Raw genomic sequence first — 20,542 nt, forward strand, 5'->3', positions numbered from 1 at the left:
ACATCATGAAAAAAGCCTGGCTGTTACCAGCCAGGCTTTTTTTACGTCTGATCGCGGAAACTGGCCCTCAAGGAAGAATGGGGTTATGCGGCTCCAGCGTCTGCATCGACGCCTCAACACCGGCCGCCTGCCCTGTCCGGAGTTCTTCAAGGGACTGATGGAAAACCCGGACTCTGACCTCCACATGCCGGTCAGGATAACGCCACCGCTCGAACGCCAGAACCGTATCCGGCGCGGTGCTGTCCGGCTGGTCATCGAACGTCCAGGACAATCCGAAAATTGCCGCCATGGCATCCTGGTTCGTATCATGTCCCGCCAGAACCAGAAGACGTGTGGAGGGCGTGACACCGGGAATATCCGCAACCGGACGATCCGCCAGAAAAGCACGGATACTCTGCGCCATCACACCATTTCGCGCCCGTGCCACGACAGGCAAACGACGCAACAGCAGACTTTCCGCCTCATGAACCGGCATCACGGTTTTCAGGAGCGCCGGAACATCCGCTTTCCCGGATCCGAAAACCTCCGCGGGAAAACCCTGCGCATAAAGAAGCAGCAGACTTTCCGCCGCCATGCCGCCCCGTGCCACGGCACCCGCAAGATGCGGTTCGGTTTTTTTCCATTCCAGAACCGGTTTATCGCGCAGACACCATGCTTTGCGGCCGGTCTCCTGACAGGCCTTCGGCGCCATCAGCGCCTGCAAAGCCTGTAATCCACGCTGCACCTCAAGCGTGCGGGCCACGGGTTGCACGGAAGCAAATGCCTGTTCCGTCTCCTGTTTCTGCGGCGCTTCCCGCCCCGCGGCGATGGCATTGTACACAGGATCAGCCCCCTGCTCCTGCCATTGAGCCGAAACATGGCAGTCCGGAGCCAGACCCCGCGCCCAGACCTGTCCGGTCTGCTGCGTCCTGTGATCCGCGCCATCAGCCCAGATCCGGACCATATTGGAACAGGACCCCAGCGGACTGAAACCAAGGTTCTGGTAATGCATGCGCACGACCTGAATCATGGCCCCCAGTGCCTCCGCGCCATGCGGCGTCATCTCACCCGGCGCTACAGACCATTGAGGCCAGTCAAAGCCGGTCTTGTCCCGCAACGCCGCCGGGGACGCTGTCGGACTCCGGATGCCATGACGCGACAGAAGCACGACTTTTTCGAGTACAGGCCCGGACGAAACAATCCTGTCTTCCGAACAGCCTGTCAGGAACAGGGTCGGAGCCAGAGCAAGAATAAACGCATAGCCGCTTTTTTTCATGGGAATGTCGCCGTCATGTTGAAGAAGACGCTCCGACCTGCGAGCCGCCAGTAAAGCGGCGCATCACCATAAGACTGGTTACCCGCGAAATCGCTGATGGAGCGGTTGTTGAAAAGGTTGGAAATCTTGAGGCTCGGCGTCACGTCACGCATAAAACCGCCGATATTGTGAATGCGCCACCCCAGTGCCAGATCCGCCGTCACATTGCTGTGGATTTTGTACTGGTTTTCAAACACCGTATTTCCGGCCGCGTTCGTGGTGCTATCCAGCCCCCAGTGATGCCCGACATATTTCCCCATCAGCGAGAAATACGGCCCCTTCGGATTTTCATAAAGCAGACCGAACGACGCCAGTGAATCCGGCGTCGTCGCAACGCGCACGGTGCTATGTTTGTAGCGCGCATCATTCACGCTGTAATTGCCGTAAAGCGAGAAGCCATATCCAATGACATACTGCCCCTCAAGCTCGATTCCCTTATAAATCGCGCCGCCACTGTTCACATAAGTGGATGTCGTCCCGATCCCATCGACCTTGATCTGTGCGGATGCGATATAATTGGAAAAATCGATGTAATATCCATCCAGTGACAGCATCCAGTTCTTGCCGTGATAAACCGATCCAACCTGATAATTCAGCGTCGTTTCGGGCTTCACGTTCCCAACCGATTTTACCTGAAAAACCGACATTGGAGGCGCCAGAAAACCACGTGCGATCTGCGCATAAGCGCTCCAGTTTTTCATAATTCGTTGGTTAATCGCAATAGAAGGCTGCCACGAACTATAATGCTGGGTATCCTTCAGCGGTACTTTCGTGGACTTATTGATGGCCGCATCATAATCCCTCGTGAACATTGAATATTTCACACCCGGTTTGATAACGGCACCTTTCCAGGGATGAATATCAAACTCAAGATAGGGCTGGATCGTCGTGTTCAGATCGGAAATATCATAGCTGTAAGCCGACCCGGTTTTGGACGGAACCGAAACGGAGTTTTTACTCAGATCCAGCGCATAGGTATAGCGACGATCCTTCTGTACATCGGCCCATACACCAAACAGAATATCAGCATAGGACATATGCGCCTTGAATCGTAACGTATCGCCATAAGAACGGAATTTGGCGTCCGCATATTTCCCGGGAATATCATTGGCATAGGTCGCCACCTTCTTTCCGGCCGTATTATAGAACGTCACCCCGTTCGCAGCCGTGCTCGTCTGGCTGGCATCCGTGCTTTCCGTATAATCATGCTCAAACCCGCTCGTATAAAGCTGGTTCTCCATCGTCAGCCACGACGCAAGACGGCTTTTCAGACTGACGTAATCAAAATCCGACGTGTAGGTGCTGGGATTATATCCATAATAACACTGCGCGGCCGGGTCGTTGCACAGACCATAATTTTTGCCGTATTTCGCATATTCTGCGAGCGTCGCACCCTGCGTCGTAAACTGCCATTCCTTGTTATACGTCGTCTCGAATGTCAGCGTTGTCTCTGGCGCAAGATCGACCACGTCCTTGAACATCAGATTGCTCCGGCGCTCCGCCGAATTGGTCAGATACCCATTTGTCTCTTCATGCTGCATATCAAGAAATGCACGACCAAACCGCGTCTTTCCACTGTCAAATTCGACACCGCCCGCGCGCGTATTGAAACTTCCATAAGTCCCGTACAGCGACACACCGCTCCTGGCCGATGGTATTTTGGATATGAATCCCATCGTTCCACCGAACGTCGCATTTCCAATCGTAGAGCCCGTTCCGGGACCGCGATCAATCTGCGCCTCACCCAGAAAATGCGAAATAAACAGCGATGATGTTGTGTGGTGCAGGTCACTGGCATCACCAAACGGAATGCCATCGAATGTCATGTTGTATTGCCCGTCCTGAAAGCCACGAAGACTCATCGCCTCAGCCTTACCCATTCCGGGACCGTTTGGATTTTGCGAATAAACACTCGGCTGAAATCGGATAATATCGTCAACGCTGGCAAGCGGAATAATGTTGTTACTCAGAAAGCCGGACTGAATTTTTGATGTCGGCTCCGTAATATCCAGTGGTACCGTCGCCGGCGCAATCCGCGCGGCATGCCCCAGAACGGTCAGGTTTTCCACACTGGGTGTGGTGTCTTTTATTTTTTTGGCTTTATGCTCTTCATGTTTTTTCTGTTTTGAATCAGGAACATCAGCCTGCGCGCCTCCTCCCAGAAACAGGGCGCCAGCAAAGCACCCAGAAAGCAGGATATGGTTACGCATTTTAAACGTCATGGGGAGTGGGCTCCAGTGAATGGCGCGCACTCCATACGGAAAGCTTCAGGTCAGGAAAACTGCTTTACCGTTCCTGAAATAAAACATTCACAAGTATTACCTCAAACCTTCATACTTATTTTGAAATATTTTCAATTCTTTACCTATGGCAACGGTCTTTTATCCGCAATTGGATCAATCCTGGGTTCCGTCAATGGTCCAGAATCGACCACAACGACCAGATCGCCCGCGATCCGCGTCGGCTGCCGATCTTTCGGCAGGAGTGCCTGAAAACGCGGATCGTAGCTCGCCGCCTGTTCATACAGCGCATCAATTAGCCCGTAATGGTCCATGAATTTGTTCATGGTCGCCGGAATACGAATGCACCCTTCCGAAGCCGGATGCCCCAGCCGCCATTCCAGAAACTGCGGGTCTGTCGCATGGATCTCCAGCCGGATCTGGCCGGTCTCATGACGCGGCAGCCAGCCTTTCATCGCAGTCTGCCAGCCCATGTCCCACACACGCGATCCCTTGGCTCCGATTCCGCGGATCCCGTATTTGTTCTTCGTGCCTTCCGCCCGATACCCCAGACGGTCCGCCGTATTCTGAAAAACCCCGGTTGGCGTGATGTAATAATATTTACGTCCCGTCGTTCCGGTCGAAACCGGCGTTCCACCCAGAGATTCCCAAGGAGCATCCGGCAGCGCCAGCACGTAGTCCAGATGCTGGACATGCTCATTGCGATCCACAACCATAATCAACTGAGGCCGTGAAACAGGCATGGCAGCCTGCGTCACCTGGTCTTTCGCAAGTGTAAGAAAGGCCTTGCGACGTTCAGGTGTGTAGGTCGTAAATCCCTTGACCGTGTGTTTCATCAGGACCACGAGGCGAGACGCTTCTTCCCGCGCTTCATCATCAGGAACGACTGGAAGATCCGGAATGACGAGGGCTGGCGGTACCAGATCCGGACGTGGCGGCGTATCGGTCGGCGGATTGCTGGCAGGAGGAGGCACGGACGCGCCCAGCGACGGTATCGTATCCGGCTGATGCGTGGACAGTTCCGGCGTAGCCCCGTCCGGCCTTGCGCAGGCCGCCAGCGGCGCCACGCCTGCGATCATCGCCGTGGACGCACATAAGAAAGCGGCAAACCGCGTCAATCTGGAAACATCACGCATATTCTACGACACCATCCCCGAGCTCAGAACAACACATGGAACGCGAGGAAACAGAAGCCTGTCCGGCGTTCGGCATGACTGGAATGTCTACAACGCACCAGCCACGCAAAAGGCATCACAGATCCAGAAGCAAACGCCTCGGATCTTCCACAAGCTGCTTGATCCGGACTAGAAAGCTCACCGCTTCCCGCCCGTCCACGATCCGGTGATCGTAAGACAGCGCAACATACATCATCGGCCGGATCACGATCTGCCCATCCCGCACGACCGGACGATCCTGAATGGCATGCATCCCCAAAATGCCCGACTGCGGCGTATTCAGGATCGGCGTGGAGAGCAGAGATCCAAAAATCCCACCATTCGTGATGGAGAACGTCCCGTGCGACAGTTCCTCCAGCTTCAGACCGCCCGTCCGCGCCCGCTTGCCGTAATCGGCGATGCGACGCTCCAGCTCGGCAAAGCTCATCTGATCGGCATCATGCAGCACCGGCACCACCAGCCCGCGCTCCGTGCCCACCGCAATGCCCAGATTGACGAAATCGCGATAGACGATCTCATCACCCTCGATCTGCGCGTTGATCGCCGGATAATCCTTCAGCGCACCAACGACTGCGCGCGCAAAGAACGACATGAATCCCAGACGCGCACCATCATGCTTCTTCTCGAACTCGTCCTTGTATTCCGCCCGCAGCGCCTTGGCGGCGGACATGTCAATTTCGTTAAACGTCGTCAGAATGGCCGCCGTGTTTTGTGCCGCCTTCAGATTCCGCGCGATCGTCTGACGCAGACGGCTCATGGGAACCCGGCGCTCCCGCACCTCATGCGCAGACAGCTTGGGGACCGGTGCGGCAGAAACGGGCTTCGGCGCTTCCGGAGCGGGAGGCGTGACGCGCGCGGGGGATGTAACAGATTCCAGAGCCGCAGTCTTGAGAGCAGGAGCCGGTTCAGCCGCGACAGGTTCAGGCGCAGCCGGTGCCTCCGCCGTCTCGTCCACAGCCCCGAGCAACCCACCAATCTCGACTTCTGTGCCCACCGCCACACAGCCTTCCAGACGCCCGGCGGACGGCGCGGTCACTTCAACGCTGACCTTATCCGTCTCCAGTTCCACGATGGTCTCGTCGTGCTGCACATAGTCGCCGGAGTTTTTAAGCCACCGCGCGACAATCGCAGTCGTCAGGCTTTCTCCAAGCGCCGGAACCCTGATTTCGACCGTCATGCTGCTTCCCTGTCTTGCGTCCCGCCGCGAAGCGGGGAAATGTCTGTGCCGTACCCGGCACTCTGTCCGGAAAAGGTTAAGAATGCAGAATACTGCATCTTCGTTCCCAGCGGGAGGCGGAACCCTCCCCGTCGCCGGACTTTGAAACCAAAACACAGGAGGCCGCAATGTCCCGCCCGCCCGACCGTCCTGAAATTCTGGACTCCGACCACCTCTCTGCCCGCACCCGCGAGATCCTGACGTCTCGGCTTTTGATTCCCACCGTACAGCCGCACACCCTATCGCTTCAGGCTTATGCCGTCCTCGACGCACTGCTGCCCGTCCTTCTCCCGCTGGACGAGATCCTGCCTCCCGGCACTGACATTGCCATCACAGCCCGGATCGATTCCGCGCTTTCCGGCCCACGCGACGGCTGGCGATTTGCGGACCTTCCGCCCGATGCCCAAGCGTGGGAATCCGCCCTCCTGACGCTCGACGACGTGACATTCGAGCAGCACGGACTCCGCTTTATCCATCTAGCTCACGACCTGCGCGGCACCCTGCTCGACGCCGTCATGGAGGGACAGATCGGTCTCGAGCGCGAAGGCCGGCTCACGGCATCCCAGATGAAACGCTGGTCCGGAGACCTGCGTGGCGAGGTCGTAGACTGCATCATGAGTGACCCGCGCATCCAACAGGCACTCGGCATTTCCTCCAGCCTCACCGGCGGCGACACGGTCTTTCAGGGCTTTACACAGGTCGGCTCCGACAGCCGCGAAGACTTCGAACCCAAAGCCACCGCCCCCCTTCTCCAGATGGCAGAGTCCAGCGAATGAGCAGCAGCACCCTCATGAAAACATTCGCCGAAACGGACATCGTCGATACCCTCATCGTCGGCAGCGGTGCCGGTGGCGCGCCCCTGGCCGCAGAACTCGCCCGCAACGGCAAAACCGTCGTCGTGCTCGAAGCCGGCCCCGCCTTCCCCGCCACGGGACATACGCCTGACGAAATAGCCGCCCGCGAACTGTACTGGCTGCACGAACGCCTCTCAGCAGGCACAAACCCGCAGGCTTTCGGCGGCAACAACAGCGGCACCGGCCTTGGCGGCTCCATGCTTCATTACGGCGCCTTCATGCCGCGCATGGACGCCCGCGACTTCCACCTGCACACCGAAACCGGCAAGGGCGTGGACTGGCCCTTCGGCCTGGACGAACTGCTCCCCTATATCGAGCGCGTAGAATCCTTTATCGGCGTCTCCGGCCCCGCCCATTACCCGTGGGACCCGGACCGCCGCTACGCCTACGCGCCCCCGCCGGCCAACTCCGCCGCGCTGAAAATGCGTGAAGGCTGTGACGCGCTCGGCCTGCGCCACGCAGACGGCCCCGCCGCCCTCATCACCCGCGATATCGAACAGCCACATTTCGGCACCCGCCATGCCTGCGCCAACTGTGGGGCCTGCCATCAGGGCTGCCGCAATGGCGCCAAGTCGGGCACGGACAACACATGGCTCCCCATGGCCGTCGCCTATGGCGCGGAACTCCGCCCCGGCTGCTTCGCCCACACGATCGAACGCGACAGTTCAGGCCGCGTGACCGGCGTGGTCTATCGCCAGAACGGCGTCGAACACCGCCAGAAATGCGCGACCCTCGTCCTCGCCGCCGGTGCCGTCGAAACCCCGCGCCTGCTCTTGACCAATGGTCTTGCCAACAGCTCCGGTCAGGTCGGCCAGAACTACATGACCCATGTCTCCACCCAGGTCTGGGGCGAGTTCGACGAAGACATCCGCCCCAATCGCGGCTACCCGTCCCTGACCATCACCGAAGACATGATGCGCCCAAAAGATGCGGATTTCGTCGGCGGCTACCTCGTGCAATCGCTAGGCATGATGCCCGCAACCTGGGGCCAGAACCTCGCCCGCAGCACCACGACACGCGGTCCGGCCTTCGCCCGCGCGCTCGCCGGATATAACCGCTCCGCAGGCATGGGCATCAACGGCGAATGCCTGCCCCGCCCCGAAAACCGCGTGACACTTTCAGACGAGAAGGACGCCTTCGGCATCCCCAAGCCCCTGATCGAACATTCCTATGGTCCCAATGAATGGGCCATGCATCATCACGCCGCGCGCCTGATGACACAGATGTGGGAAACCGTCGGTGCAAAGGACATCCGCGTCATCGACCGCGCTGCCCACATGATCGGCACCTGTCGCATGGGCGCCGATGCCGGAAGCAATGTCGTCAATCCGGTCGGCCGCAGTTTTGATATCGACAATCTGTGGGTCTCCGACCACTCAATCTTCCCCAGCGCCGCCGCCGCCAACCCGGCTCTGGCCATCATGGCCCTCTCCCTCCGCACAGCAGAAGCCATGCTGAGGACCTGACCTAAAAGAAACTGACATAGATCAAAGTGATCCGGAGCCTGCGCAGGAGTCTTGACACTGCTTCGCGCGCTCCGGTAAGCGATGGACGACTTTCCGGTGGCGTCCTGTCACCCGGTCTCCCTTTCCTTACGGATGCTTCCTGCTTCCCCCGTCCTGCGAAATCCTCACAGATAACCGCCTGACACAAGCAGTTCCCGTTCAGTAGCTCCGCCTTCTGTACGGTCGCGCATCCCTCCCCTATCAGGTCTGCCACTACCGGCACATCAAGGCGCGTCTTTCATGCATCTTGCCGAACTCAAGAAAAAATCCCCAGCCGACCTTCTGGATTACGCAGAGGAACTGGAGATCGAGAACGTCTCGTCCATGCGCAAGCAGGACATCATGTTCGCCATTCTCAAGACCCTTGCCGAACGCGATCAGGCGATCTACGGCGAAGGCACGCTCGAAATCCTGCCAGACGGCTTCGGTTTCCTGCGGAGCCCGGAAGCCAACTACCTTCCCGGCCCCGACGACATTTACATCTCCCCCACGCAGGTCCGCCGTTTCGGCCTGCGCCCGGGCGACACAGTTGAAGGCCAGATCCGCGCCCCGCGCGACGGCGAGCGCTATTTTGCGCTGCTGAAGGTCAACACCATCAATTTCGAGGCCCCGGAAACCGTCCGGACCCGCATCAACTTCGATAACCTCACGCCGCTCTACCCCGAGCGTCGCCTGAAGATGGAAGTCGAACAGTCCGAACCCGCCGTCACGGAATCCTCTCCGCGCGGCCGGGGCAAGAAAGACCAGCGCGACTACACCCCGCGCGTGATCGATCTCGTGACGCCGATCGGCATGGGCCAGCGCGCCCTGATCGTCGCCCCCCCCCGCACCGGCAAGACCGTGATGCTCCAGAGCATCGCAGCCTCCATCTCCGCCAACCACCCCGAAGTGTTCCTGATCGTCCTTCTGATCGACGAACGCCCGGAAGAAGTGACAGACATGGCCCGCTCAGTCCGTGGCGAAGTCGTCTCCTCCACCTTCGACGAACCAGCGACCCGCCACGTCCAGGTGACGGAAATGGTGCTGGAAAAGGCCAAAAGGCTCGTCGAGCACAAACGCGACGTGGTCATCCTGCTGGATTCCATCACCCGTCTCGCCCGCGCCTACAACACTGTCGTTCCCTCCTCGGGCAAGGTGCTAACCGGCGGTGTGGACGCCAACGCCCTGCAGCGCCCCAAGCGCTTCTTCGGCGCCGCGCGTAACATCGAGGAAGGCGGCTCGCTGACAATCATCGCAACCGCCCTGATCGACACGGGCTCGCGCATGGACGAAGTCATCTTCGAAGAGTTCAAAGGCACCGGTAATGCCGAACTCATTCTGGACCGCAAGCTGGCCGACAAGCGCACCTTCCCTGCCATCGACATCACCAAGTCGGGCACGCGTAAGGAGGAACTGCTGGTCGATCGCGCCGAACTGTCCAAGATGTGGGTTCTGCGCCGCATCCTCGCCCCGATGGGCACGATGGACGCCATGGACTTCCTGCTGGACAAGCTCAAGTACAGCAAATCCAATCAGGACTTCTTCGACGCCATGAACAACTGATCCCGGATCAGCACACGAAAAAGGGGAGCTTCGGCTCTCCTTTTTTTGGCCTTCACCCGCAGACGAGGGGGAAGTGGGGCCCCTAGAGAACGCCTTCCAGATGCAGCATGGCATGCTTGTCCGCGATGCCACCGAGCCCCGAATACCCGCCAAGTCCCGCCCGGCCAACAACCCGGTGACAAGGGATCAGGATCGGAATCGGATTCGCCCCAACTGCTCCACCGACCGATCTCGCAGACCCGCCGACCTCAGCCGCGATATCCGCGTAAGTCCGGGTCTTGCCATAGGGAATCCGCCGCAGCGCATCCCAGACCTTCTGGCGATACGGAGTCCCGTAGGGGCGATAGGGTAGCGTGTCGAAGTCGACTGATTCCCCGTCAAAATAGCGCTCCAGAAGATCGCGAGCCTTCAGAAGGAGTGGAGTCTCCTCCTGATCGCGTCCCCACCCCCAGTCGAGAGCGACAATCTCGCCCTCGTCTTCACTGATGGTAAGGGCCCCGAAAGGTGAGTGGCAGGATAGCTGTGGCATGAACAACACGGTGCCCGAGTGGCTCAAAACCGTCAATCCGGCGAAACTGCATCATACCGAGACTTTTTAGCCATGCGATATTCGCATACCGGCACATAGAAATATACCGAAAACACATATGGTACCGCTTATGTAGGCTTTCCAGCAATGTTCTGTAATGTGTTGGAAAACTGCCATTTTTCGTATCGAAAATGCCATACCAGGTTTTCCGAAACGCGAGTGTAATCATTTGGTGAAGCCTGTCACAGGCACTCTATCCCTCTCCTGCACAACTTCCTCACGGAAACGTCAGAAGCCGTGTTTGTCTTAGGTAATAAAATAGGGGCAGTAAGTTCTCATGCTGCGGGTGTCCGGTACTAATTGTCGGCTTGAGGGGACAGGGATTTTCATCTCGACCTTTCAAGACTTCACGGGTCCAGAATATCACAGCGGAAACAGTCTTTACAAAAAGGACAGTTGGATCATGACTTCTGGTCTACTGACGCCGATCAAGGTTACGAAAAAGCGCCTCCTCAGCTGCGCCGCCGCACTGGCGTTCTCGGCAGCTGTGCCCGTCGCTTTCGCCCAGGAAGATACCGGCGCAGCAATCACAAGCGCCGATAATGGCGGCCATGCCGGGGACTGGATGTCCTATGGCCGTTCCTATTCCGAGCAGCGTTACAGCCCGCTCGATCAGATCAACACGGACAATGTCGGCAAGCTGAAGCTCGCCTGGCACTATGATCTGGACACGAACCGCGGCCAGGAAGGCACCCCCCTGATCGTCAATGGCGTCATGTACGCCACGACCAACTGGAGCAAGATGAAGGCGCTGGATGCAGCGACCGGCAAGCTACTGTGGTCCTACGATCCGAAGGTTCCGGGCAACATCGCCGACCGTGGCTGCTGTGACACGGTCAGCCGTGGTGCTGCCTACTGGAACGGCAAGGTTTATTTCGGCACGTTCGACGGCCGTCTGATCGCGCTCGACGCCAAGACCGGCAAGCTGGTCTGGAGCGTCTACACGATCCCCAAGGAGGCCCAGCTCGGCCACCAGCGCTCCTACACGGTTGACGGTGCTCCCCGTATCGCCAAAGGCAAAGTCCTGATCGGCAACGGTGGTGCAGAATTCGGTGCCCGTGGCTTCGTCTCTGCCTTCGACGCAGAAACCGGCAAGCTCGACTGGCGCTTCTTCACTGTTCCGAACCCCGAGAACAAGCCTGACGGCGCAGCCTCCGACGACATCCTAATGTCCAAGGCTTACCCGACCTGGGGCAAGAACGGCGCCTGGAAGCAGCAGGGCGGCGGCGGTACCGTCTGGGATTCGCTCGTCTATGACCCGGTGACGGACCTCGTCTATCTGGCCGTCGGCAACGGTTCGCCTTGGAACTACAAGTTCCGTTCCGAAGGCAAGGGCGACAACCTCTTCCTCGGCAGCATTGTCGCGATCAATCCTGATACCGGCAAGTACGTCTGGCATTTCCAGGAAACGCCGATGGACCAGTGGGATTACACTTCGGTCCAGCAGATCATGACGCTCGACATGCCGGTCAACGGCGAAATGCGCCATGTGATCGTTCATGCTCCGAAGAACGGCTTCTTCTACATCATCGATGCCAAGACGGGTAAGTTCATCACCGGCAAGCCCTACACCTACGAGAACTGGGCCAACGGTCTGGATCCTGTTACGGGTCGTCCGAACTACGTGCCTGATGCTCTGTGGACGCTGACGGGCAAGCCCTGGCTCGGCCTTCCGGGTGAGCTGGGTGGCCATAACTTCGCCGCCATGGCCTACAGCCCGAAGACGAAGCTGGTCTACATCCCGGCACAGCAGATCCCGCTCCTGTACGATGGCCAGAAAGGCGGCTTCAAGGCGTATCATGACGCCTGGAACCTCGGCCTCGACATGAACAAGATCGGCCTCTTCGACGACAAAGATCCAGCACACGTCGCCGCCAAGCAGGACTTCCTGAAGGTTCTCAAGGGCTGGACGCTGGCCTGGGATCCCGTGAAGATGGCACCGGCCTTCACGATCAACCACAAGGGTCCGTGGAACGGTGGTATCGTTGCCACGGCCGGTAACGTGATCTTCCAGGGTCTGGCAAACGGCGAATTCCACGCCTACGACGCTACGAACGGCAACGATCTCTATTCCTTCCCCGCACAGAGCGCGATCATTGCTCCGCCCGTGACCTATATGGCCAACGGCAAGCAGTATGTCGCAGTTGAAGTGGGCTGGGGCGGCATTTATCCGTTCCTGTATGGCGGCGTTGCCCGCACTTCAGGCTGGACGGTCAACCACTCCCGCGTGATCGCCTTCTCGCTCGACGGCAAGGACAACCTGCCTGCGAAGAACGAACTGGGCTTCACCCCGGTCAAGCCGGTTCCGACCTATGACGAAGCCCGTCAGAAGAACGGATACTTCCTGTATCAGACGTTCTGCTCGGCCTGCCATGGCGACAACGGAATCTCCGGTGGCGTTCTGCCTGACCTCCGCTGGTCCGGCGCGCCGCGCGGCAAGGAAAGCTTCTACAAGCTCGTTGGTCGCGGTGCTCTGACAGCCTACGGCATGGACCGCTTCGATACGTCCCTGACGCCTGACCAGATCGAGGACATCCGCAACTTCATCGTGAAGCGTGCAAACGAATCCTATGATGAGGAAGTCAAGGCACGTCAGAACTCAACAGGCGTTCCGAACGATCAGTTCCTGAATGTCCCGCAGTCCACGGCCGATATCCCGACCGCGGATCACCCCTGAGGCAGCGGTTTGCATAAGGAACACGTGACATGCTGAACGCATTAACTCGGGACAGGCTGGTATCTGAGATGAAACAGGGATGGAAATTCGCGGCCGCTATCGGCCTCATGGCGGTGTCTTTTGGCGCCGCCCATGCCCAGGACGCCGATGACGCCCTGATCAAGCGCGGCGAATACGTCGCCCGCTTGTCGGACTGCATTGCCTGCCATACGGCCCTGCACGGACAGCCCTATGCGGGCGGTCTGGAGATCAAGAGCCCGATCGGCACGATCTATTCGACCAACATCACACCCGACCCGGAACACGGCATCGGCAACTACACCCTTGAGGACTTCACGAAAGCCCTCCGCAAGGGCATCCGTAAGGATGGTGCAACGGTCTATCCGGCCATGCCCTATCCGGAATTCGCACGTCTGTCCGATGACGACATTCGCGCGATGTATGCCTTCTTCATGCACGGCGTGAAGCCGGTCGCCCAGCAGAACAAGGCTCCGGATATCAGCTGGCCTCTGTCCATGCGCTGGCCGCTGGCCATCTGGCGCGCCATGTTCGTCCCGAGCATGACGCCGGGCGTAGACAAGAGCATCAGTGATCCGGAAGTCGCCCGCGGCGAATACCTCGTCGACGGCCCTGGCCATTGCGGCGAATGCCACACGCCCCGCGGTTTCGGAATGCAGGTCAAGGCCTACGGTACAGCTGGCGGCAACGCCTATCTGTCCGGTGGTGCTCCGATCGACAACTGGATTGCGCCGAGCCTTCGCAGCAACGCCGATACGGGTTTGGGTCGCTGGTCTGAAGATGACATCGTTACGTTCCTCAAGAGCGGCCGCATCGACCACTCCGCCGTCTTCGGTGGCATGGCTGACGTGGTGGCCTACAGCACGCAGCACTGGTCCGACGATGATCTGCGCGCCACAGCCAAGTACCTCAAGAGCATGCCGGCCGTACCGGAAGGCAAGAACCTTGGCCAGGATGACGGCCAGACGGTCGCTCTGCTGAACAAGGGTGGTCAGGGCAACGCCGGTGCGGAAGTCTATCTGCACAACTGCGCCATCTGCCACATGAATGATGGTTCGGGCGTCAATCGCATGTTCCCGCCGCTGGCAGGCAACCCGGTCGTCATTACCGACGATCCGACGTCGCTCGCCAATGTCGTGGCCTTCGGTGGCATCCTGCCCCCAACCAACACGGCACCGTCCGCAGTTGCCATGCCCGGCTTCAAGAATCACCTCTCCGACCAGCAAATGGCCGATGTCGTGAACTTCATGCGCAAGGGCTGGGGCAACAACGCACCAGGCACCGTGTCCGCTGCTGATATCCAGAAGCTGCGTACGACGGGCGCTCCGGTCTCCACAGCTGGCTGGAACGTCTCCAGTCAGGGTTGGATGGCCTATATGCCGCAGCCTTATGGCACAGGCTGGACCTTCTCCCCGCAGACCCACACCGGCGTGGACGACGCACAGTAAGCGTCCCCACTCCTGTCAGTCTGAGAGAAAGGGCGGATCGGAAACGGTCCGCCCTTTTTTCGTGCCTGCGCGCGGGGCATTTCACTGCGGAGCCACCTGCACTACATAGAAACCTATGATGCGCTCATCCCTTCCGGACGTCCCTGACAATACGCCACAGGTCATTTTTGCCCTAGCCACAGGTCCCTCCCGCGCTGCCATCGCGATCATGCGCGCCAGCGGTCCAGGCTGTGATACGATCCTGAAGACGCTCTGTAACGGACGCCTGCCCGAACCACGGCGCATCAGCCTGCGCACCCTGCGCCATAACGGAGAGGTGCTCGATCACGCCGTCGCCCTCTGGCTTCCCGGCCCCAATTCCTACACCGGGGAAGACGGCTTCGAGCTGCACCTCCATGCTGGCCCCGCCATCATCGCCCGCGTAGCCGACGCCCTCACCGATCTAGGAGCCCGCCCCGCCGAACCCGGCGAATTCACACGTCGCGCCGTGCAGAAAGGAAGACTGGATCTCCTTCAGGCCGAAGCCATTGCCGACCTCGTGGACGCTGAAACCGAAAGCCAGCGCAAACAGGCCCTGCGTCAGGCCGACGGTGCCCTGAGCCGCCTGTATGATGACTGGGCACAGCGCCTGCGTCTCGTCCTTGCCCATCAGGAAGCCCTGATTGACTTCCCGGACGAAGACCTTCCGCAGGACGTGGAAGACGGGCTGGTCGAGGAACTCTCGAAACTCCAGACCGAAATGTCCGCCCATCTTCAGGACAATCGCGGCGAACTCATGCGGCAGGGCCTGACCGTGGTGATCGCAGGCTCGCCCAATGTCGGAAAATCCAGCCTTCTCAATACGTTATCCGGAACAGACTCTGCTATCGTCACCCATCGCGCAGGCACCACACGGGACGCCATAGCAATAGACTGGACTCTGGACGGCGTCCGCCTGCGTCTGATCGACACGGCAGGCCTGCGCGAGACGGAAGACGAAATCGAGGCCGAAGGCATCCGCCGCGCGCTGTTTCACGTGAAACAGGCAGATGTCCTCCTCCATCTGATCGGCCCGGACGAGAGCCTCGACACCCTTTCCGGACAGGAAATTTCCATCCGGACGAAAATCGACATCGCACCAGCCCCGCCCGGCATGTTAGGGATCAGCACGCAGTCGGGCGAAGGACTGGATGCGCTGCGTCAGGTCCTATCCGAACGGGTATCCGAACTCATGGCCGGTTCTGCCGCACCCCCGCTGACCCGCGCCAGACACCGCGCCGGAATCCAGGAGGCCGCAACCCATCTGGACCGTGCCCAAACTGCGACATGGCCAGAACTGCGGGGCGAAGAACTCCGGCTGTCCATGCTGGCTCTCGGGCGTCTGACCGGACGTGTTGATGTTGAATCCCTGCTCGATGCGATTTTCGGGCAGTTCTGTATCGGGAAGTAGGTTGTGAGCGATTTCGACGTCATCGTGATCGGCGGCGGTCATGCCGGATGTGAAGCTGCAGCGGCATCGGCCCGTTTCGGCGCGCGCACCCTGCTGCTCACCCATCGGCTTGAGACGATCGGCGCCATGTCCTGCAACCCTGCTATCGGCGGGATCGGCAAAGGCCATCTCGTGCGCGAAATTGACGCGCTCGATGGCCTGATGGGCAAAGCCGCAGACCGCGCAGGCATCCACTTCAAACTGCTCAACCGCTCCAAGGGTCCGGCTGTTCACGGCCCCCGCGCGCAAGCCGACCGCTCCCTCTACCGCGCGGCCATCCAGGATCTGCTCGCCGCCACACCCAATCTGACGATCCTCGAAGGCGCCGCCGGAGACCTGATCGAAGAGAACGGCCACATCACAGGCGTCATCTGCGAAGACGGCCGCACCTTCCGCTGCGGCGCTGTCGTCCTGACCGCCGGAACCTTCCTGCGCGGCGTCATTCATGTCGGCCACACCCAGACAGACGCCGGACGCATCGGCGAGGCTCCAGCCAAACGTCTGGGCGAACGGCTCTATGCGCTTGGCCTCCAAATGGGCCGCCTCAAGACCGGCACGCCCCCCCGTCTGGCCAAAGACAGCATCGACTGGGAAAACCTCCCGGCCGACCCCGGCGATGCCGAGCCTGAAGCCTTCAGCCCCATGACAACGGCCATCACTAATCCGCAGGTCGTCTGCCGCATTACCCAGACCACCGCCGAGACCCACAGGATCATCAACGAAAACCTGCACCGCTCGGCCATGTATGGCGGCGCCATCGCCGGTCGTGGCCCGCGCTACTGCCCGTCCATCGAAGACAAGGTCGTCCGTTTCGCCGACCGCAGTTCGCATCAGGTCTTTCTCGAACCCGAAGCCCTGCCCGGCAATCCGGGCGGCGATCTGGTCTATCCCAACGGTATCAGCACCAGCCTGCCTGCCGACGTGCAGGCCGCCATGATCACGACCATGCCCGGTCTGGAAAACGCCCGCATCGTCACCGCAGGCTATGCTGTCGAATATGATTACGTGGACCCTCGCGAGCTTCTGCCGTCCCTGCAACTGCGTCGCCTGCCGGGCCTATATCTGGCCGGACAGATCAACGGCACGACCGGCTATGAAGAAGCAGGCGCACAGGGCCTCCTCGCAGGACTGAACGCCGCCCGCGCCACGGCTGGCAACGAGGCCCTCACGCTGGATCGCAGCGACGCCTATCTCGGCGTCATGATCGACGACCTGACACTGCACGGCATCAGCGAACCCTATCGCATGTTCACGTCCCGCGCCGAGTATCGTCTCACCCTGCGCGCCGATAACGCCGACCTGCGCCTGACGCCCAAAGGCATCGCCGCAGGCTGCGTCCTGTCCGAACGCGAAACTGCTTTCACCGCCCAGAAGGCCGAACTCGACGCCGCCATGGCCCGCGCCGCCGGAACAACCTTCCTGCCGCAGGCCCTCCGCGACGTGGGTTTCGAAGTCTCTCTGGACGGTCGTCGGCGCACGGTTCTGGACGTCCTCGCCAGCAACGGCGACCACACGATCCTGAACGCTCTGGCGCCGTGGTTCGCCGAACTCCCCCTGCGTGTTCGCCGCCACGTCGAGACGGAAGCCCGCTATGGCGGATACCTTCACCGGCAGGATCGTGAAATTCGACAGCTTGCATCGGAAAGTGCCATCGCCCTTCCGGCCGATCTGGATTACACTACCATCGGCGGCCTGAGCAGCGAAATGCGCGAGCGTTTTTCCCAGGCCCGCCCCACCAGTTTCGCCGCAGCACAGCGCGTGCGCGGGGTTACACCCGCCGCGCTGGTCGCCCTGCTGGCCCATGTAAGGACCCTGTCATGACCACCGTTTCACGTGAAACACACGAAAGGCTGGAGCGCTTCGCCGACCTGCTCGTGCAGTGGAACGCAAAGATCAATCTCGTCAGCCCGCGGGACATCGCACAACTCTGGCCGCGCCATATCGAGGACAGCCTCCAGCTTGCCGAGCTGATCCCCGAAGGTGCCACCATCACCGATTTGGGGTCGGGCGGCGGTTTTCCAGGCATCATTCTGGCCATCGCCACAGGCAACCCCGTCACCCTGATCGAATCGGACCAGCGCAAATGCGCCTTCCTGCGGGAAGCCGGGCGCATCTGCGAGGCAAAGGTCACGGTCATCGCCAAACGTATCGAAGCCGCCAGCCCCCCTCCGGCCGACATCATCACGGCCCGAGCGCTGGCCCCCCTTAACAGGCTCCTGGACTGGGCACGGCCATTGCTGAAAGAAGACGGGTTCTGCCTGTTCCTGAAGGGTCAAAAAGCACAGGCCGAGTTGACCGAGGCAAGCAGCGACTGGCACATGAGCCACAGCATTATTTCCAGCCGCACCGACCCCGGCGGAGCCATCATCAAGGTCAGTGATTTCAAGCGTGTCGTCTAAAACCGAATCCCCCACCACCCGGATCATTGCCGTCACCAACCAGAAGGGAGGCGTCGGCAAGACCACCACCACCATCAATCTGGCAGCCGGTCTGGCCCGGCAGGGGCAGCGCGTCCTGCTCGTGGATCTGGACCCGCAAGGCAACGCCTCCACCGGACTTGGCATCGACTACGACCAGCGCAATACCGGCACCTATGCCGCGCTGATGGTCGAAGCCGAACCCCATGCCCTGCCCCAGCCGACCGCGTTCGACAATCTCGCGATCATCACGGCCAATAACGAACTGGCCGGCGCAGAGCTTGAAATGATCGGGGACGAGCGCCGCGAATACCGTCTGCGCGACGCCCTGCACGCGCTGCAAGGCGATTACGACACGATCCTGATCGACTGTCCGCCGAGCCTCGGCCTGCTAACGCTTAACGCACTGGTCGCGTCCGACAGCGTCATCGTGCCGCTGCAATGCGAGTTCTTTGCGCTCGAAGGCATCAGCCAGCTCGTCCGCACCATCGACCGCGTCCGCCGCGCCTTCAACGCAGACCTGCATCTCGAAGGCATTATCCTGACGATGTATGACCGGCGCAACAACCTGTCCGAACTCGTGGCGCAGGATGCGCGCGGCTTCTTCGGCGATCAGGTGTTCGAGACGATCATTCCGCGCAACATCCGCATTTCCGAAGCCCAGAGCCATGGCTCTCCGGTGCTGGATTACGACGCCCGCTCCACAGGCGCCATCGCCTATCTGGCGCTGGCGGACGAGCTGATCAAACGCAACAAGAACAAAACAAAGGCGTAACCGGCGATGGCCAAAAAGGACAGTTCCCCGCGTCTTGGTCGCGGCCTCGCAGCCCTTCTGGGCGATCAGGCGCCGCAACTGGCCCGCGCCACACGCACAAATGCCCAACCGCAGCAGCTTTCGTCCCTTTCGGTGGATGTTCTGGCCCCAAGCCTCTTCCAGCCGCGACAGGACATGAACCCCGAGCGCCTGTCCGAACTGGCCGACTCCATTCGCTCACGGGGCGTCCTGCAACCCCTGCTCGTCCGTCCCGATCCTGAAAAATCGGGCCATTACCAGATCATCGCCGGTGAACGTCGCTGGCGCGCCTCACAACTCGCAGGCCTGCACAGCGTCCCCGTTCATATCCGCGAACTGGATGACACGGACGCGATGGCCGCAGCCCTGGTCGAGAACCTCCAGCGCGCAGATCTCAACCCGATCGAAGAAGCCGAAGGCCTGCAACGCCTCGTCACGGACTACACTCTGACACAGGAAGAACTGGCCGGTGCCGTCGGCAAGTCCCGCCCGCACATCACCAACACCATGCGCCTGCTGAACCTGCCGCCGGAAGTCCGCTCGCATGTCCGCAACGGCGACCTCACAGCCGGTCACGCCCGCGCCCTGCTCACACATCCCGATCCGATCGCTGCCGCCAAACTCGTCATCGCCCGCGGCCTGAATGTCCGCCAGACGGAAGCCCTCACCAGCGGCAAAGAAACCACGACCCCGGCTAAAAAAGCGCGAGACGCTGAAATTCTCCAGATCGAAAACGACCTCTCTTCCCGCCTCGGCCTGAAAGTCCATATTTCCTATAACGGCAAAAAAGGCGGCTCCCTGAAGATCGACTATACGTCACTGGAGCAGTTCGAGAGCGTCATGCGCCTCCTCAACCGTAAATAACACGCTCAAAAACAAGGTTTTTCTTCTTTTTGAGACCAGACAGGAAGAAAAGAAGAAAAACCGCTTGCAGCCTCCCGACGAATCCCGCTATAAGCCGCTCCACCGGTAGACGGGCCATGGGCACATAGCTCAGTTGGTAGAGCAGCTGACTCTTAATCAGCGGGTCCAAGGTTCGAGCCCTTGTGTGCCCACCATGCCCGTCTCCGGTTATTTCCATAAAATTTATTTCCTGTCTTTTCTGACAGACGTTTTAATTCTTTGCTTCTTTTAGAGCTGCAAACAGAGCTGCCTCCTGCCGTTTTACTGAAAATCTGGCAACCAGGTCGGCGGAACCGATCATCCGTTTCTCCTTGATCGAAACGGGATGAATTATTTCTGACACTTGTTCCGAACAAGACACGTTTCAGAGCGCCATCCCCGAAATTAAACTTGCTTTTCCATA

Annotated in this window: 15 protein-coding genes and 1 tRNA gene; 11 read left to right on the plus strand and 5 right to left on the minus strand. The window is 59.9% G+C overall.

Features of this window, described 5'->3' with window-relative positions; genetic code table 11:
* Positions 1-67: 67 nt before the first annotated feature.
* From GKA01_RS03470 to sucB, 4 genes are all read right to left on the minus strand, one after another.
* Positions 68-1,255 carry a histidine-type phosphatase gene (locus GKA01_RS03470; protein ID WP_146859270.1) on the minus strand — a complete coding sequence of 396 codons (1,188 nt, stop codon included), beginning with the start codon at positions 1,253-1,255 and terminating at the stop codon, positions 68-70.
* Positions 1,252-3,516, minus strand: coding sequence for a TonB-dependent receptor (locus GKA01_RS03475; protein WP_146859272.1), 2,265 nt, complete (start codon positions 3,514-3,516; stop codon positions 1,252-1,254). Before GKA01_RS03475 ends, GKA01_RS03470 begins: the two co-directional genes overlap by 4 nt.
* Before the next feature lie 143 nt (positions 3,517-3,659).
* Positions 3,660-4,670: a L,D-transpeptidase gene (locus GKA01_RS03480; protein ID WP_146859274.1), complete on the minus strand. Its 1,011-nt coding sequence runs from the start codon at positions 4,668-4,670 to the stop codon at positions 3,660-3,662.
* A 115-nt stretch (positions 4,671-4,785) separates the two neighbouring features.
* The gene (gene sucB / locus GKA01_RS03485; protein ID WP_146859276.1) at positions 4,786-5,886 is read right to left on the minus strand and encodes a dihydrolipoyllysine-residue succinyltransferase; all 1,101 of its coding nucleotides are present in this window, start codon (positions 5,884-5,886) and stop codon (positions 4,786-4,788) included.
* 167 nt (positions 5,887-6,053) lie between these two features.
* Between sucB and GKA01_RS03490 the strand changes: the two genes are divergently transcribed.
* The 3 genes from GKA01_RS03490 (at position 6,054) to rho (ending at position 9,826) form a co-directional block, all read left to right on the plus strand.
* Positions 6,054-6,701, plus strand: a complete 648-nt coding sequence (locus GKA01_RS03490; protein ID WP_146859278.1) for a gluconate 2-dehydrogenase subunit 3 family protein — start codon at positions 6,054-6,056, stop codon at positions 6,699-6,701.
* A gap of 14 nt (positions 6,702-6,715) precedes the next feature.
* On the plus strand, positions 6,716-8,245 hold the full coding sequence (locus GKA01_RS03495; RefSeq protein WP_146859279.1) for a GMC family oxidoreductase: 1,530 nt from the start codon (positions 6,716-6,718) through the stop codon (positions 8,243-8,245).
* A 279-nt stretch (positions 8,246-8,524) separates the two neighbouring features.
* Complete coding sequence (gene rho, locus GKA01_RS03500) at positions 8,525-9,826, plus strand: transcription termination factor Rho (RefSeq protein WP_141352803.1); 1,302 nt, start codon at positions 8,525-8,527, stop codon at positions 9,824-9,826.
* A gap of 82 nt (positions 9,827-9,908) precedes the next feature.
* On the opposite strand, the gene GKA01_RS03505 is transcribed toward rho, so the two are convergent.
* Positions 9,909-10,355, minus strand: a complete 447-nt coding sequence (locus GKA01_RS03505; protein ID WP_141352805.1) for a methylated-DNA--[protein]-cysteine S-methyltransferase — start codon at positions 10,353-10,355, stop codon at positions 9,909-9,911.
* Between the two features lie 463 nt (positions 10,356-10,818).
* Here GKA01_RS03505 and GKA01_RS03510 point away from each other — a divergent pair, with 463 nt between their 5' ends.
* From GKA01_RS03510 to GKA01_RS03545, 8 genes are all read left to right on the plus strand, one after another.
* On the plus strand, positions 10,819-13,092 hold the full coding sequence (locus tag GKA01_RS03510; protein WP_141352807.1) for a PQQ-dependent dehydrogenase, methanol/ethanol family: 2,274 nt from the start codon (positions 10,819-10,821) through the stop codon (positions 13,090-13,092).
* Positions 13,093-13,121: 29 nt separating this feature from the next.
* Complete coding sequence (locus tag GKA01_RS03515) at positions 13,122-14,558, plus strand: c-type cytochrome (RefSeq protein ID WP_146859281.1); 1,437 nt, start codon at positions 13,122-13,124, stop codon at positions 14,556-14,558.
* 115 nt (positions 14,559-14,673) lie between these two features.
* Entirely contained in the window at positions 14,674-15,987 is a 1,314-nt protein-coding gene (gene mnmE / locus GKA01_RS03520) for a tRNA uridine-5-carboxymethylaminomethyl(34) synthesis GTPase MnmE (protein WP_146859283.1), read from the plus strand.
* A 3-nt stretch (positions 15,988-15,990) separates the two neighbouring features.
* Positions 15,991-17,847 carry a tRNA uridine-5-carboxymethylaminomethyl(34) synthesis enzyme MnmG gene (gene mnmG / locus GKA01_RS03525; RefSeq protein WP_146859285.1) on the plus strand — a complete coding sequence of 619 codons (1,857 nt, stop codon included), beginning with the start codon at positions 15,991-15,993 and terminating at the stop codon, positions 17,845-17,847.
* Positions 17,844-18,425 carry a 16S rRNA (guanine(527)-N(7))-methyltransferase RsmG gene (gene rsmG, locus GKA01_RS03530; RefSeq protein WP_146859287.1) on the plus strand — a complete coding sequence of 194 codons (582 nt, stop codon included), beginning with the start codon at positions 17,844-17,846 and terminating at the stop codon, positions 18,423-18,425. Before mnmG ends, rsmG begins: the two co-directional genes overlap by 4 nt.
* On the plus strand, positions 18,415-19,218 hold the full coding sequence (locus GKA01_RS03535; RefSeq protein ID WP_146859289.1) for a ParA family protein: 804 nt from the start codon (positions 18,415-18,417) through the stop codon (positions 19,216-19,218). Before rsmG ends, GKA01_RS03535 begins: the two co-directional genes overlap by 11 nt.
* 6 nt (positions 19,219-19,224) lie before the next feature.
* Positions 19,225-20,100: a ParB/RepB/Spo0J family partition protein gene (locus GKA01_RS03540; RefSeq protein ID WP_146859291.1), complete on the plus strand. Its 876-nt coding sequence runs from the start codon at positions 19,225-19,227 to the stop codon at positions 20,098-20,100.
* A gap of 118 nt (positions 20,101-20,218) precedes the next feature.
* Positions 20,219-20,294 (plus strand) — tRNA-Lys (locus GKA01_RS03545).
* Positions 20,295-20,542 lie beyond the last annotated feature (248 nt).

The organism is Gluconobacter kanchanaburiensis NBRC 103587 (genome assembly GCF_007988905.1).
GTDB classification, from domain to species: domain Bacteria; phylum Pseudomonadota; class Alphaproteobacteria; order Acetobacterales; family Acetobacteraceae; genus Gluconobacter; species Gluconobacter kanchanaburiensis.

What these genes read in the sequence shown, in the direction of transcription:
- GKA01_RS03470 (WP_146859270.1), bottom strand. Translation starts at nt 1,255, where the DNA reads ATGAAAAAAAGCGGCTATGCGTTTATTCTTGCTCTGGCTCCGACCCTG.
- GKA01_RS03475 (WP_146859272.1), bottom strand. Translation starts at nt 3,516, where the DNA reads ATGACGTTTAAAATGCGTAACCATATCCTGCTTTCTGGGTGCTTTGCT.
- GKA01_RS03480 (WP_146859274.1), bottom strand. Translation starts at nt 4,670, where the DNA reads ATGCGTGATGTTTCCAGATTGACGCGGTTTGCCGCTTTCTTATGTGCG.
- sucB (WP_146859276.1), bottom strand. Translation starts at nt 5,886, where the DNA reads ATGACGGTCGAAATCAGGGTTCCGGCGCTTGGAGAAAGCCTGACGACT.
- GKA01_RS03490 (WP_146859278.1), top strand. Translation starts at nt 6,054, where the DNA reads ATGTCCCGCCCGCCCGACCGTCCTGAAATTCTGGACTCCGACCACCTC.
- GKA01_RS03495 (WP_146859279.1), top strand. Translation starts at nt 6,716, where the DNA reads ATGAAAACATTCGCCGAAACGGACATCGTCGATACCCTCATCGTCGGC.
- rho (WP_141352803.1), top strand. Translation starts at nt 8,525, where the DNA reads ATGCATCTTGCCGAACTCAAGAAAAAATCCCCAGCCGACCTTCTGGAT.
- GKA01_RS03505 (WP_141352805.1), bottom strand. Translation starts at nt 10,355, where the DNA reads ATGCCACAGCTATCCTGCCACTCACCTTTCGGGGCCCTTACCATCAGT.
- GKA01_RS03510 (WP_141352807.1), top strand. Translation starts at nt 10,819, where the DNA reads ATGACTTCTGGTCTACTGACGCCGATCAAGGTTACGAAAAAGCGCCTC.
- GKA01_RS03515 (WP_146859281.1), top strand. Translation starts at nt 13,122, where the DNA reads ATGCTGAACGCATTAACTCGGGACAGGCTGGTATCTGAGATGAAACAG.
- mnmE (WP_146859283.1), top strand. Translation starts at nt 14,674, where the DNA reads ATGATGCGCTCATCCCTTCCGGACGTCCCTGACAATACGCCACAGGTC.
- rsmG (WP_146859287.1), top strand. Translation starts at nt 17,844, where the DNA reads ATGACCACCGTTTCACGTGAAACACACGAAAGGCTGGAGCGCTTCGCC.
- GKA01_RS03540 (WP_146859291.1), top strand. Translation starts at nt 19,225, where the DNA reads ATGGCCAAAAAGGACAGTTCCCCGCGTCTTGGTCGCGGCCTCGCAGCC.